Source organism: Halomonas sp. AOP25-F1-15, from assembly GCF_052378675.1.
In the GTDB taxonomy this organism is placed as follows: Bacteria; Pseudomonadota; Gammaproteobacteria; order Pseudomonadales; family Halomonadaceae; genus Vreelandella; species Vreelandella casei.
This window is the reverse complement of record NZ_JBQSXV010000004.1, coordinates 42,811-56,343: the sequence shown is the minus strand read 5'-3', so window position 1 is coordinate 56,343 and position 13,533 is coordinate 42,811. Positions and strand designations below refer to the sequence as shown.

At 52.5% G+C, this 13,533-nt stretch carries 12 protein-coding genes; 5 read left to right on the top strand and 7 right to left on the bottom strand.

The features are described 5' to 3' along the window. Window positions 1–155: 155 nt before the first annotated feature. A complete protein-coding gene (locus ACT3TF_RS08615; RefSeq protein WP_441685771.1) occupies window positions 156–1,889 on the top strand; it encodes a mechanosensitive ion channel family protein in 1,734 nt (577 codons plus the stop codon). A 129-nt stretch (window positions 1,890–2,018) separates the two neighbouring features. Here ACT3TF_RS08615 and ACT3TF_RS08610 read toward each other — a convergent pair whose 3' ends face one another. After that, on the bottom strand, window positions 2,019–2,618 hold the full coding sequence (locus tag ACT3TF_RS08610; protein WP_444672043.1) for a nitroreductase family protein: 600 nt from the start codon (window positions 2,616–2,618) through the stop codon (window positions 2,019–2,021). A gap of 183 nt (window positions 2,619–2,801) precedes the next feature. Beyond that, window positions 2,802–6,272: an acyl-[ACP]--phospholipid O-acyltransferase gene (locus tag ACT3TF_RS08605; protein ID WP_441685773.1), complete on the bottom strand. Its 3,471-nt coding sequence runs from the start codon at window positions 6,270–6,272 to the stop codon at window positions 2,802–2,804. Between the two features lie 139 nt (window positions 6,273–6,411). Here ACT3TF_RS08605 and ACT3TF_RS08600 point away from each other — a divergent pair, with 139 nt between their 5' ends. Beyond that, complete coding sequence (locus ACT3TF_RS08600) at window positions 6,412–7,152, top strand: XRE family transcriptional regulator (RefSeq protein ID WP_444672042.1); 741 nt, start codon at window positions 6,412–6,414, stop codon at window positions 7,150–7,152. A gap of 16 nt (window positions 7,153–7,168) precedes the next feature. On the opposite strand, the gene ACT3TF_RS08595 is transcribed toward ACT3TF_RS08600, so the two are convergent. After that, window positions 7,169–8,098 carry a LysR substrate-binding domain-containing protein gene (locus ACT3TF_RS08595; protein ID WP_444672041.1) on the bottom strand — a complete coding sequence of 310 codons (930 nt, stop codon included), beginning with the start codon at window positions 8,096–8,098 and terminating at the stop codon, window positions 7,169–7,171. 97 nt (window positions 8,099–8,195) lie between these two features. On the opposite strand from ACT3TF_RS08595, the gene ACT3TF_RS08590 reads away from it, so the two are divergent. Then, the gene (locus tag ACT3TF_RS08590; protein ID WP_096281873.1) at window positions 8,196–9,113 is read left to right on the top strand and encodes a DMT family transporter; all 918 of its coding nucleotides are present in this window, start codon (window positions 8,196–8,198) and stop codon (window positions 9,111–9,113) included. A 25-nt stretch (window positions 9,114–9,138) separates the two neighbouring features. Then, window positions 9,139–10,092 (top strand): putative RNA methyltransferase, encoded by a 954-nt coding sequence (locus tag ACT3TF_RS08585; RefSeq protein ID WP_444672040.1) that lies wholly within the window; start codon window positions 9,139–9,141, stop codon window positions 10,090–10,092. A gap of 118 nt (window positions 10,093–10,210) precedes the next feature. On the opposite strand, the gene ACT3TF_RS08580 is transcribed toward ACT3TF_RS08585, so the two are convergent. From ACT3TF_RS08580 to ACT3TF_RS08565, 4 genes are all read right to left on the bottom strand, one after another. Beyond that, the gene (locus ACT3TF_RS08580) at window positions 10,211–10,417 is read right to left on the bottom strand and encodes a cold-shock protein (protein WP_096281871.1); all 207 of its coding nucleotides are present in this window, start codon (window positions 10,415–10,417) and stop codon (window positions 10,211–10,213) included. A 252-nt stretch (window positions 10,418–10,669) separates the two neighbouring features. Next, a complete protein-coding gene (locus ACT3TF_RS08575) occupies window positions 10,670–10,885 on the bottom strand; it encodes a TIGR02450 family Trp-rich protein (protein ID WP_096281870.1) in 216 nt (71 codons plus the stop codon). A 53-nt stretch (window positions 10,886–10,938) separates the two neighbouring features. Continuing rightward, window positions 10,939–11,427 carry a DUF6438 domain-containing protein gene (locus ACT3TF_RS08570; protein ID WP_096281869.1) on the bottom strand — a complete coding sequence of 163 codons (489 nt, stop codon included), beginning with the start codon at window positions 11,425–11,427 and terminating at the stop codon, window positions 10,939–10,941. 79 nt (window positions 11,428–11,506) lie between these two features. Continuing rightward, window positions 11,507–12,292: a GntR family transcriptional regulator gene (locus ACT3TF_RS08565; RefSeq protein ID WP_176483416.1), complete on the bottom strand. Its 786-nt coding sequence runs from the start codon at window positions 12,290–12,292 to the stop codon at window positions 11,507–11,509. Window positions 12,293–12,550: 258 nt separating this feature from the next. Here ACT3TF_RS08565 and ACT3TF_RS08560 point away from each other — a divergent pair, with 258 nt between their 5' ends. Next, window positions 12,551–13,495, top strand: a complete 945-nt coding sequence (locus ACT3TF_RS08560) for a Bug family tripartite tricarboxylate transporter substrate binding protein (protein ID WP_441685779.1) — start codon at window positions 12,551–12,553, stop codon at window positions 13,493–13,495. The last annotated feature ends 38 nt before the right edge of the window (window positions 13,496–13,533 follow it).

Sequence of the window (13,533 nt, the reverse complement as noted above, 5' to 3'; positions counted from 1 at the left end):
CTGCTCCTTGCGTCATCAAATAAGATAGGCTGTACTTTACGCTTACTCCTTTTACCCCACTGACATGGATGGCCCTGTGATGATCACAAGGCTGGCTACGTAATTGGTCTGTCGATGGTCGGTAAGCTGGTTCATCTCACTTAATAAAGGCATGTATGAAAGCAAATGGCTTATGGCCCGCATGGATGGTGCTGATCGCAGCACTGCTATTTTCCAGCGTGTGTGTGGCGCAAACTCAGGGAGAAGAGAGCGAAGATAATCGGTGGTTTGCTGTTGATGAAGTAAATACGGGACTTGAAGAAGCGCCGGAGGACGTCAACTTAATTACCCCACGCGAGGCTATTCGAAGTTTTCAAACGCTGGCGGACAACGAAGAGTTTGCGGCGGCGGCGCATGTTCTCAATTTGTCCGATTTATCGCCTGCCGAGCAGCGCGAACAAGGCCCGGAGCTAGCCAAACAGTTGGCTGAAGTATTCAAGCGTGGTGAGTTGCTGAACGTTGCCAATCTTCCTGGCCGCCGAGACGCGCTCATTGAGAATACGGCTGGGCAGGAGCCTAATCCTCAAGCAGGCCAGCCGCGTCGAGACTTGGAAATAACGTCGCTGAAAGTGGGCAGTGATACTTACGATATACGGCTGGGCCGTTACCGAGCCGGTGATCAGGATCCCGTTTGGCTGATTATGTCAGACAGCGTGTCGTCGATTCCGCTACTTTATAAAGAATATGGCCCTTCCATGCTGGAGGAGCATATTCCGGAACGCTTTAAGGAATCGCTCGGCGTGCTGATGATTTGGGAGTGGATCGCCATTCCCATTTTCCTGATATTGGTTGCGCTCATGGGGTGGGGGGTTTATCGCTTTGTTGGGTTGCTGGCGAAGCTAATTCCTTCCGGCGCAAAAAGCATCTTTGTGGGCAGAATAAAAGGCCCCATGGCACTCATCATGATGTCTCTGGTGACGCAGGTGGTGCTGGACTATGTGGTCTCTTTCTCTGCTATCGCTATGGGTACCTTCCGCGTTGTGTTAACCGCCATTCTGGCGTGGGGCGCGGCAACCATTGCACTGCGCTTGGTCGATACCATTATGCTGCGTATGACGCGGCGTTTAGTGGGCGAGATTGATGATACAAAATCGCGTGATGAGCGCCGGCTGCTGACATCGCTCTACGCGTTACGCCGCGTCATCATTCTGATCACGGTCATTGCAGTATCGGTTTACGTACTCAGCCAGGTTCAGATCTTCGAAACACTAGGCTTGTCTATTCTCGCCTCCGCAAGCGTTCTTGCGGTACTGGTCGGTATTGCTGGCCAGGCCATGCTGGGGAACATTTTGTCTTCTTTTCAGCTGTCGCTGGCCAAGCCGATCCGAATCGGTGACTTGGTTATGTTTGAAGGGCAGTGGTGCTATGTGGAGGGGATTTTTTATACGTTTATTCGATTGCGCTCATGGGACGAGCGGCGGTTGATCGTACCCGTCACCTATTTTGTGTCTAAACCGTTTGAGAATCTTTCGGTCAAAAGTACCAAGATGTATCGGTTTTTGAAATTGACGCTGCACTTAAGCGCTGACGTTGAGCTCTTAAGGCAAACGTTTTTAGACGTTGCTAAGGATGAAGAGAATGTTATCGAGCACCATAAGCTGCTGTGTTATGTGACAGGGCAAACCGCAACGGCGCAGATCATTACTTTTTACCTGATGACGTCCGACCCGCTAGCAGGCTGGGTGGCAGAAATGAACGTGCGTGAGAAACTGCTGGCCTTTATTCGCGATAACCATCCGGATTGGTGGCCACGCGATGTCATGGTCATTAGCCATAACGATATTGCGCGGGGTGAGCCGGGCAAGCGCTCTACGCCATTGGATAGCGCTGACGTAAAGCCTTCTGAATAGGCACCACAAGCGCTCTTGATGAAGGTCGGCCTCTAAAAGGCATCGCCCGCTGTCGCTGAATAATCAGTGGCAGCGGGCGAAAACAAGTCCGTGATGGGCGCTTACTTAGGACATGTCCTAAGCTGTGGCTTAAGAAAATACGCGGAAGCGTTGCTCATCGTCCATGAACGTTTTTTCGCCAAACGGTGCTTCATTAGAACCGAAGGGCATTTGCGCGCGCAGTGTCCAGGAAGCCGGTAGATCCCAGGCATCAAATACGGCATCGTCGATAATGGGGTTGTAGTGCTGCAGGCTGGCGCCAATGTCGGCCTGTGAAAGGGCCGTCCATACGGCAAACTGGGCAATGCCGGTAGCATGCTCTGACCAAACAGGGAAGTTGTCGGCGTAGAGCGGAAATTTCTCTTGCAGCCCTTTGATGACCTCTTGGTCTTCAAAAAACAGCACGGTGCCAGCACCAGCAGCAAAGCTGCTGACCTTCTGCTCAGTAGGCTCAAAAGAGTCCGCAGGTACGATTTTACGCAGCGTTTCCATGACTATCTGCCAGAACTTTTCGTGCTGTTCGTTGAACAGAATAACCGCACGCGAGCTTTGTGAGTTGAACGACGTGGGTGCCTGCTTAACGGCTTCTTTGATCAATGCCGCTGTATCGTCTTGGCTGATGGCAATGTCTTTGCCAATGACATACTGGCTACGACGCTTCTTGAAGATTTCAATAGCTGGATTAGACATTTAACGCTCCTTCTTTGTTTATCCGAATTTTTGAGGGGGAAGATAACCTCAAAACATTGGAAATGAATTTAATACACATCCGGATTAGAAACCATGGAGAAAAGTCAGCGGTTTCAGTGAAAAAAATCCTTTTATTCATCTCTCTAATGATGCCCGCAGGTATCGGTGGCCGAGTAGAGCACTCTATTTCGCGCTTTCGGCCAATCTTTTCTGTGCCAGACGCTTGGCGCCCGCAATATCCTGCTTGCCTGACCCCAAGCGAGGAAGGGCATCCACGGTAAGCCAGTCACTGGGCACCATCATTGATTTCGTGCCGTTAGCGAGCATAGCGGCTTTTACGGTACTGGCATCTACAGGTGTTTCCGATAGCATTACAATGCGTTCGCCTTTACGACTATCGGGGATGTTGACCGCCATTAGCGCGGTGTCAGGCTCCTCAAGTGCGGCTTTAACGGCCTGTTCTACTGCGCCTAGCGCGACCATCTCGCCGCCAATTTTGGCAAAGCGTGCGTAGCGGTCGATCAGCGTTAAAAAGCCGTCTTCGTCGAGAAATCCTTTGTCCCCAGTGACGTACCAGCGCTGGCCATCAATGTCGCGTAGCGCCTTGGTCGTGCGTTCAACATCGTTAAGATAGCCCTGCATGACCTGTGGGCCACTGATCAAAATCATACCCGCTTCGCCAGTGGGTAGTTCTTCGAAGCTTTCAGGCGAAACGACTTTGAAACCAGTGCCAGGCAGCGGCATGCCAACGCTGCCAATTTTGCTACCGCGCTGCACCTGCTGGTAATGAATGCCGAGGGCATCCGGTAAGTTGACCGAGGCAACCGGTGACGTCTCCGTCGCGCCATAGCCTTCATAAATCGGTTTGTGGAATTTCAGTGCAAAGCTTGTACGTACGCTGTCATCAAGCTTTTCTGCGCCGGCCACGATCACCCTCAGGCTATCCAGCATTAGCGGATGCACCTTTTGGCTGCGTACGAACAGGCGTAGAAGGCTGGAGGTACCAAACATAATGGTCGCTTTATGCTTGGCAACCGTGCCGGCTATGCCGGGGGCATCGGTTGGGTCGGCGTGACACACTAACGGTACTCCTTCAATGAGCGGTAGCAGCTGCGTGACGGTGAGGCCAAAGGCATGAAACAGCGGCAGCGATCCCATCACAACGTCGTTGCTTTGTGTATTAAGAACGTCAGAGGTCTGTTTGATGTTGGCCATGAGGTTGCGGTGGCTCAACATCACGCCCTTAGGCTGACCTTCGCTACCGCTAGAGAACAGGATCGCGGCCGTTGCATCCGCATCATGGCTACGGCTAAAGCCGCGCTGTAATAGCCACGTGGGCAGTAGGCGTACGGCAAGCCAGGTACTGGCACGCTCGGCGCGGCTGATCGTTGCCTGTAGGGTTTCCAGATACATTACTTGCTGCTGGCCAAATAGCTGGTCAACCGCTAACCCGCGCTGGGCTAGCGTTGCTACAAAGCGCTTTGAAGTGAACACCGTTGTAATCTCTGCCTGGGTGAGCGCCGACGCCAGCGTCTCTTGGCTCGCCGTGTAGTTGAGGTTCACAACGGTTTTTCCCGCCAGCAGTGTGGCCATGTTGGTGATCACTCCAGCGCTGCTGGTGGGCAGCAATAGGCCAACATTTTGCCCAGGGCAATGCTTACGGATGCGTTTAGATAGCAGTACGCTGGCAGTTAACGCTTGGCTGGCACTGAGCGGACGCCCAAGGGTATCGGCCAGCGCAAGCTTGCCTGGGCGGCGCTTAACGCTTTGAATCCAGGCATTAGCAAGCGTGGGTAGTTCGCCCATGGCCCGCTGCCAGGAACGGCTAGCCTGTTCAAAAATACGTCGTTTGAGCACATCGGCGGGCGTGTCTTTGGGCAGTGGTTTTCCAAAAGCGACCACCACCGAACGGTGCAGTGGGGCATTGCGCAGCTCTTTGAGCTTGCTTGATGAATGTGAGAACTGGCTGCCCCATAGTCCACGCAGGTAGAACGGGATTATTTTGACGTCAGGATTGGCCATTTTACAGGCGCGTTCATAGCCGCGCCGAAATTCGCCAAGCTGGCCATTGCGACTAATCGCTCCTTCAGGAAACAAACACACCACTTCTCCGGCATTGAGCAGTTCGGCTACATCGCTTAGCGCCTGTTCGGCAGCGGCGCCGCGTTCGATAGGAATACAGCCCAGCGCTTTAAAGAACCAGCGTAGATACCAGCGCTGGTAAATGCTTTTTAGCATGACAAAACGTACGGGCCGCGGGCTGGCAATTTGCACCATGGCCCAATCCAACCAGCTGATATGGTTGCCCAGTAGTAGCACGCCGCCTTGTGCCGGTAGGTTTTCCAAGCCGTGAACATCCACGCGATAGTGTCGTGTGAGCAGAAAGCTTAGCAGAAGGCGCACTAGGCTTTGGGGTAGCTTGAAGATAGTGTAACCGCCGCCGACCATGGCCACAGCCGCGATGAGAAGCAGCAGATAGTGACTATCCACACCGGCCAGCGCGAATAGCGCCGTGAGCATCAAAAAGCCCAGCATGGCGATATTTTGAATCCAATTGTTGGCAGCCAGCACGGTACCTAATTCGTGATCGGCCGCGTGAAACTGGATCAGCGCATTCAGCGGTACGATAAACAGCCCGCCCATGATGCCAATAAACACGAAATTGAGCGCTTGGCTAAGCGGCGTTGATAGCAGGGGAAGGCACCATAGCCCCGCGGCCACGCCGATAGCGCCCAAGGGAATAAGGCCGGTTTCAATACGGTTGCGGGAAAGCTTACTCGCCAGCAGCGACCCGGCTGCAATGCCAATGCCGCTCGCGGCGAGAATTCCTTGAAGCACAAGCGTGTTATCGATACTTAGCGCATCTTTCGCATAGGCGGGGAAGGCTGCCAGCAGCACTTGGCCAACGGACCAAAACGTCGCAAGGCCGATAATCGCCAGCCTGAGAACAGGCTGGCGCGCCACGATACGCAGGTTGTCTTTTAGCGCGCGGCCCTTAATGTAGCGCTGCCAGGTAAGCGGTGTTTGGGAGCGTGGCGTGTTGTCCAATGGCAGGCGATAAAGCGTGACCACTTGGAGAGCGCTATTGAGCACGAGCAGCCAGCCCAGCGGTGCAATGTGACGTAACAGCTGCGCTGGCGTCTGGTCATCAGGCGATACCCAGGTTTCAAACAGTGCGGTAAAGGCCACGGTGCCCGCTAAAATAGCGCCGATAGTGACCGCCTGAATCAGCCCGTTGGCTTCCGCCAAACGTGGCTTGCCGAACAGCCCCTTTACCAAGCCGTATTTAGCCGGGGAGTAAAAAGCCGATTGAATGGCAAGCAGTAGCGTCATCGCGAACGCTAACCAGAACCATCCCTGGTAGTACGCGGCGGTGATGCCGAGTGAAATAGCCACCGCCGCCCAGGCAGAAACACGCATGACGCGCACCTTGGGGTAGCTATCTGCCACATGGCCAGCGGGGCTAAACATTAAAATAAATGGCAGCAAAATTAAGCCATTTACCAGGGCCGTGAGTACGACCTGGGTGGTGCCGTCATAGCTTTTGAAGATCGTATTCTGAATAACGATCTTGTGACCCAAATCCACAAACGCATTGAGAAAGATAGCGATCAAGTAGGGCCAGGCGCCCCTCATGTGCAGTACGTTTCGCATGTATAGGTTGCCTTATCAATTCCTAGAAGTAGCAGCAATGTGTGCAAGAGGCGATATTTTTGCAACTCTAATGCGCTAAGTTGTAGCATGCAGGCTTTAGAGTATCTTTATTTGCTACTTTTGGTGCTAGGAGGCGCTTGTGTCCCAGGCCAGTTCACTCATTAAGACCTTGAAACGCCAGCTTCGTGCTCAGGGTAAAACCTACGCTGATGTCGCCCAGTGGCTAGCCTTAAGCGAAGCCTCTGTTAAGCGCCTGTTCGCAGAACAGCACTTCACGCTAGCGCGGCTTGAGTGCATTTGTGATCAGCTTAATATCGAGTTCGTCGAGCTGGTACAGGCCATGCAGAATGACGAACAGCGTTTACAGCAGCTGACCCAGGCTCAAGAGCAAAGTATTGCCGATGATCGCGAGCTGTTTCTGGTCGCTGTGTGCGTCATTAATGGCTATAGCTTCAACGAAATCCATCATCAATACCAGTTGAGCGAGGCCGAATGCACACAGCAACTGGTTAAACTTGAACGGCTTAAGTTGATCGACCTGTTGCCAGGTAACCGGATAAGGCGCCGGGTAGCCGCGAATTTTCGCTGGCGCCCGGATGGGCCGATCCAGTGCTTTTTCCAGAAATATCTAGCCAGCGAGTTTTTTCGCTCCCGCTTTGATAGTGACAGCGAAAAGCTAATGGTGCTGAACGGCTTGTTGTCCCCCGCGGGTAATGAAGAGTGGCAGCAGACGATGCAGCGCCTCGCAAAAGAGTTTCATGCCCTGTGTGAGCGGGAAAGTAGCCTGCCTATCCATAAGCGCTTTGGCATCACGTCTGTGCTGGCCGTTCGCCAGTGGCAATCGGTGTTGTTTAAAGAGTACGCCCGGGTAGATCGTTAACGTCGCTAAGCAGCCACTATATTGTGCGGAAGTTGGTGGCTTCCTGCTGCAGCCAAGTGACGAAGCGAGCTACCGCCGGTGGCATATCTCCTTCGATAGGCAGAAGTAGATCGTAGGTTAAGGGAGACGCCAGCGAGTATCTGTCTGCAAAAGGGCGTACCAAAACACCGCTAGCGAGCCGATCAGCGACCAAAGGGTAGCTAGCAAGTACCACACCTTGCCCGGCAATGGCCTGATCGAGTGCCAGGCTGTATAGCGAGTATTGCCGCTGATTGGGTTTTTTGTGCATCGCTACCCCAGTGCTTTTAAACCAGTCATGCCAGTTTGGTATTGGGGGACCCGCATGACGACACCAGTCCACGGTGAGCAATGTCTGGGTTAGCAAGTCGCTAGGGGCTTGCAAGTTTGCCTGCTTGAGTAGGGATGGTGAACAAACGGGAAAGAGGGTGTCTTCAAACAGTCGCAGACTGGTAACACCCGGCCAGGGGCCTTGGCCATAGCGCAACGCTAAGCGTGCTCTGTTAGGCAACCATAACGGTGAGATTAAGCGCGCTTCGGCATCCAGAGATATTTCAGCTTGCCGTTCGCTAGCTTCAAAGTGGGGCAGGCGAGGAAGTAGCCACAGCTGTAGAAAAGAAGGCGGTGCACTCAGTAGCAATTGAAAGGCATCTTCGGAGCGCTCGGTGACATGCTGTACGCCGTTGGCGATACGCAACAGGCCGGCTTGCACATCTTCAGCCAGAATATGGCCCGCTTCAGTGGCACAAACCCCATTAGCATGGCGTTCAAATAGCTTCACGCCCAAGCGGTCTTCTAACAGTTTAACCTGTCGGCTAACTGCACCCGGGGTAACATCTAGGCGATGTGCAGCGGCTTTGAAGCTATTTTCTCGCACCGCTTCGGCAAACGCACGCAGTGCATTCAGCGGTAGTCTTTCAATTCGCATAGCATGAGTTTTCCTGAGCCTAGGCCTGAAAAGTAATCGTTTGTAGAAAATCGAGCGCCCTGCTGAAATGGCCACCTTGATCTTACAGGAGTACGTAATGAACCATCAAAGGACGGCCTCATTCACTTCTGCTGCCATTTCTCAGCGTAAGTCGATGGATGCTACGGCAGCATCGCTGATGCTGTTGTTTTGTCTGGTGTTGGGATTTCAGCAAGTGGCAATTAAAGGCGTGGCTGAAGATATCTCACCCGTTGTACAAATAGCATTGCGCTCCGCTATCGCAGGATGCCTGGTAGGGTTGCTCGCCTATTGGCGAGGAATTCGTTGGAAAGAGGTGGGCCATCACTGGGGCCCTGGGTTGCTGGTTGGACTCGGATTTGCTGCCGAGTTCGGTTTTGTTGCATGGGGGCTTAACTATACGCTTGCATCACACATGTCGGTCTTTCTTTATACGGCCCCCATCTTTGCGGCGTTGGGATTACATCTTTGGGTGCCTGGTGAGCAGCTTTCAGCCCGCCAATGGTGGGGTGTCGGTCTAGCGTTTTTAGGAATGGTGATAGCGATGGCGCCAAGCGGTGCTTATGGCATCCATATTATTATTGGCGATGCTCTGGGCTTGCTGGCTGGCCTTTCGTGGGCGGCCACGACCGTCGTGATCCGCAGGACCTCGCTTTCCGAGGCGCCGGCAGAGCTTACTCTAAGCTATCAACTAAGCATTACGGCCCTATTGTTACTGCCAGTGGCCGCTCTATCGGGCCAGTTAGTGAATGCACAGTTTACGTCCATGGCTGTCGCTAGCCTTGGCTTTCAGGCGCTAATTATTTCGTTTGCCGCACTGATGCTGTGGTTCACATTGTTGCGTCGTTATCGCGCTTCGCAGTTGGGCGTGTTCTCTTTTCTCGGCCCGCTTTTCGGCGTGCTTTTTGGTACCCTATTGCTCAATGAACCGTTAAGCACCAATTTTCTAATGGGCGGCGGCGTTATCTTAGTCGGCATTGTCCTGGTGACGCGCTAAACCCATAACCTGCGAAGAAATAGCGATGAGCATAACCCCTTTTCAATCACTTGCATGCCCGCTGGATGGCGAGCCCCTTTATCTGGAAGGCAGCACCTGGCGATGTAGCGCTGGGCATAGCCCTTCAAAGCATGATTTTTCAAAACATGATCCTTCAAAACCTAGTCCTTCAAAACACAGCTTTGATACCGCCAGGCAGGGCTATGTGAACTTGCTTCCGGTGCAGCAAAAGCGCTCAAGCGACCCAGGCGATAGTAAAGCCATGGTGGCGGCTCGTCAGCGCTTTCTTGACGCTGGCTACTATCGGCCAATTGCAGATGCGGTGAGTCGTGCCGTGTTGAGCCAGGCGAAGCGTCAGTCGATACGCGATACGCCGTTTAGCTGTTTGGATGCAGGCTGTGGTGAAGGTTACTACCTGCGCCAGTTAGCTAGCGCGGCGCAGGATGCGTTGCCGCTGGCGCTAATGGGTCTGGATATCTCAAAGTGGGCGGTGCTGGCCGCGGCTAAGCAGGATAGTCGGCGGGGGGGGCAACAAGAACATAGTCAAACACCGCAAAGCCAATGGGTGGTCGGCAGCAACGCGCATTTGCCGGTGCAATCACAAACATTAGACAGTGTGCTGTGCATGTTTGGCTTTCCCGTCATGGGCGAATTTGCGCGCGTGTTGAAACCGGGCGGCATGCTGTTACAGATTGAGGCGGGGCCAAGCCATTTGCGCGAGCTGCGGGAAATTATCTACCCCACCTTAAAGCCCGAGCGTTCAAGTGAGTCAAAGGTGCCGGAGGGTTTTATACATCACCATACTGAGCGCCTCTGCTATTCACTCGCACTTGAAGGCGCTGAAGACATTTCGGATCTGCTGGCGATGACGCCGCACCTTTATCGAGCTAGTGCCGAAGGCCGTGCTCGCGCTGGGGCGCTTGAAGCACTTGCGATTACGGTAGAGGTGCGCCTGGTGCATTGGTTGCGAAGTGAGTAGGGCTCAAACGCAATTGTTAACTAGCAAACGCAACAAGGCCCGCATAAGCGGGCCTTGTTATTCGAACCTCGTAAGGTTCGAGCAAACTTAAAAGCGCTATGTTTTAAAAAACGTAGGCTTAAGAAATTTGCTTGATGTTTGAAGCCTGAAGGCCTTTCTTACCCTGGGTAACGTCAAAAGAAACGTTAGCGCCTTCTTGCAGGGTTTTAAAGCCGTCTGATTGAATTTCAGAGAAATGAGCGAACAGGTCATCGCCGCCGTCAGAAGGAGCAATAAAACCGAAGCCTTTAGTATCGTTGAACCACTTAACTGTGCCAGTAGACATAGTAAAAATCCTTTCGCGCAAAGCGCTTAATAAAGTTCCTGGTATCACCCAGATTAATAGCGGATAAAACAAGGAATACAATTACAGGCTTGCCGAAAGATTTCGTACATATCAATCTCGTACACTTCTGAATCTTTTTCGTACACTTCTGAAACCATGCTGCTTGCTAACCAACTGGCGACACAGTGTCATTAATATTTAGATGTGTCAACGCCTTTCTTGGCTTTTGCCTCTATGGCAGGGTCAGATTCATTACTGCCAGCCCATTTTCCATACGCTGGCATCTTTTAGACGTTGCCACGGCACAACGACTTCGCGATGCGAGTGGATGGCTTCAATCACGACATCGACGACGTTGTCGTCTTCATCGCGCAGCAGCTTGGTCACCAAGAAGTGTTTCTCTTTATTGCTGGGTTGCACCGCCGTCCATTTGCTGTGGTGCAGCTTGCGGGGATTAATAGCGTGCATGGGTACTCCTCGGTGACGATTTTGCATGCTTGTCATCATGGCTAGCGATGCGTTTACTGCTGCACCCACTGTTCAATGTTCAGCTCTTTATTGAGGCTTCTGAGGGTGTTGGTCAGCTCACGGCCACTGTCAGAGTGACAGCCCGTATCGTGTTCCAGTACCGCCTGTTCGCCCTCGCCGTTAATCCAGGTGACGGTATATTGAGGCAGGTCAGTCGCGCGGGGTTCACAATCAAGCGTTTGTTGCGTGGTGCCCATATTCGGCTGCCAAGATGCTAGGCGTGTTTGTAGTGCACTAAACGTCGTCGCATCGCCAGCCAGCGTGCGTTCACCTTCAGTGGCCGTGTGGCGCTCGCCCGTGAAGCGCGTGGTGCCATCTGCCTCAACCGCTACGCTGTAAACAGGGCAGGTGCCGTAGCAAGGGCCTACCTGATAACGAATTTCAGCCAAAGTATCTGAACTGCTCGCGGGCTGATGCTGTGCACAGCCGCTCATCAAAAGTGCCAGTGCCGTTGCCGCTAAACAGATGGTGGGTACGCGCATGCAGAAATTCCTTTTTTGGCTCTATGACGATTGATTGAAAGCAGCTCACAATAGCGGCTGCCATGCTAATGGCAAAACATCATGTGTCCCAAACCTGCTGATTATCATGAGTTTTAACGCCTAATGATACTTGATGTTCATAAGTTTCAGGGCAATAAAAACCTTCGATGAACTCAACCGGTTGCTGATGTTCATCGAAAACGATGCGACTTATGCATAGTAGCGCGTCACCTGGCTCCATCTTAAGCAGATTTGCTTGCTTTGGCGTCGCTAGTTTGGCGGTGATTGTTTGCTTTGCGTGGGAAATCGTTACATTAGCTCGTGCAAATAGAAGTAGCAGGGGCTGAGTAGTTAGGTCGTCTTGCGAAAATGAGCGGCCTATATGTTCAGGAACATAGGTGGTTAATAGCGAGAACGGGGTGCCATGATGACTTCTTATACGAGTTGCTTTTTGTACCAAGCTACCGGCAGTCAATTGCAGCTGATGGGCAATGATGCTGGTGGCAGATACGTAGCCAAAATCTAGCACGTCCACATCCGTAGTCAGTCCCATCGCAATTAGGTTTTCTAGAACTCCAGAGATACTTGCCTGTATCGGCGAGGCTTCGTTGGCAGCGATGGGGAACGTGCCCTTACCGCGGTGTCGTTCAACCAATCCTTCTCGATTAAGGCGCTCCATTGCCTTACGCATTGTGATGCGTGAAACACCAAACTGTTGGGCCAATAATACTTCGTTGGGCATTGATTGATCTGGAGGATAGTTTCCTTCCAGGATCTCCTGACGCAATACCAGATAAACCCGATGATGTTTGGGCCAGGGATCGTTAGAGCTCTCAAATGAGGGCGAGTAAGATAGCTCTCGCACATCGCCTCCTAGGTAAGGTGGGTGTTTTGTTTGTTCTATTGACATAACAAAGATACCATGCATCAATAGCGCATGTTAGCTCGACCAATAACACAAAGCTCTCTGACATGTCTGCTAGATGATCAATAACGAAATATTTAATAACGAGATATTCAATAACAATCCGATAATCGGAGAAGTGATATGCCATATCAACTGCGATTCAAGAAAGCTTCAGTTATTTCTCATGTTCTTTGTCGCTCCCTTTGGGTGCTCCCCTTGCTCACGTTAAGTGTATCTTCCTTAGCGCTTGCAGACGACTGGCCTGATAGCCCTCTGGAAATTGTGGTGCCTTTCGATGCGGGCGGCAGCGCAGACCGGTTGGCTCGCGGGTTGGCCGAGCATATGTCCCCTCGCTTTGGCGTGCCTATTACCGTCGTGAATCGACCGGGTGGTGCTGGCGCTTTAGGCGCTACCTACTTTCAACAACAATCAGCTGACGGAGAAACCTTGCTTGTCATGCAGGCGACGCCCTACTTAGCAAGTGCCATTGAGGTAAGTGGTGCGCCGGTTGAGTGGCAGGATTTTTCGCTCTTGAGTGCGCAGTGGAATGATTATGGTGTGCTTGCCGTGCACAACAGCAGCCCCTACGAAAATCTTGAGCAATTAATTGAGGCCATGCGCGAACCCGGTGAGGTCAGCTCCGGCATTATTGTGGGTAACGGGGGGCATATCCAAACGCTCGTCATGATGGATGCGCTGGGTATCGATCATGAAAATGTGCGCTTTGTGACCTATAGCGGCGGTGCTCCATTACGCACGGCGCTGGCTGGCAACCAAGTGGATTTTGAGATTCTTGCCGCCGAGGCTGCGCTGACGATAAATGAAGAGGTGCGAGCACTGGCTGTTGTACACGATCAGCCAAGCGATAGCTGGGATGCACCACTCCTAAACGATGAACTGGCTGAGTTCGGCGTTGAGCCTTTACCGCTGATTGGTGGGAATGTCTCAGGCCTTATGGTGCATTCTTCTCTGCAGGAGGAATATCCCGAACGTTACGATCGCATCGTGCAGGTGTACCAAGAAACGTTAGAAAGTGACGAGTTTCAAGAGTGGGCGAAAAACGCACGAATGGGTGCTGATTGGCTAACGCCTGAAGAGAGTCAGGCGCTTATTGATGCTACCTATGAAGCTATTCAACAGTACGCACCTTTAGTTAAGTAGCCGCGTACGGTGTTTTGATCGTTTTACAAAAGGCAGTA

Bases quoted from the DNA above. Each gene is read 5' to 3' on its own strand.
- ACT3TF_RS08615 (WP_441685771.1), top strand. From the start codon at position 156: ATGAAAGCAAATGGCTTATGGCCCGCATGGATGGTGCTGATCGCAGCA.
- ACT3TF_RS08610 (WP_444672043.1), bottom strand. From the start codon at position 2,618: ATGTCTAATCCAGCTATTGAAATCTTCAAGAAGCGTCGTAGCCAGTAT.
- ACT3TF_RS08605 (WP_441685773.1), bottom strand. From the start codon at position 6,272: ATGCGAAACGTACTGCACATGAGGGGCGCCTGGCCCTACTTGATCGCT.
- ACT3TF_RS08595 (WP_444672041.1), bottom strand. From the start codon at position 8,098: ATGCGAATTGAAAGACTACCGCTGAATGCACTGCGTGCGTTTGCCGAA.
- ACT3TF_RS08590 (WP_096281873.1), top strand. From the start codon at position 8,196: ATGAACCATCAAAGGACGGCCTCATTCACTTCTGCTGCCATTTCTCAG.
- ACT3TF_RS08585 (WP_444672040.1), top strand. From the start codon at position 9,139: ATGAGCATAACCCCTTTTCAATCACTTGCATGCCCGCTGGATGGCGAG.
- ACT3TF_RS08580 (WP_096281871.1), bottom strand. From the start codon at position 10,417: ATGTCTACTGGCACAGTTAAGTGGTTCAACGATACTAAAGGCTTCGGT.
- ACT3TF_RS08575 (WP_096281870.1), bottom strand. From the start codon at position 10,885: ATGCACGCTATTAATCCCCGCAAGCTGCACCACAGCAAATGGACGGCG.
- ACT3TF_RS08570 (WP_096281869.1), bottom strand. From the start codon at position 11,427: ATGCGCGTACCCACCATCTGTTTAGCGGCAACGGCACTGGCACTTTTG.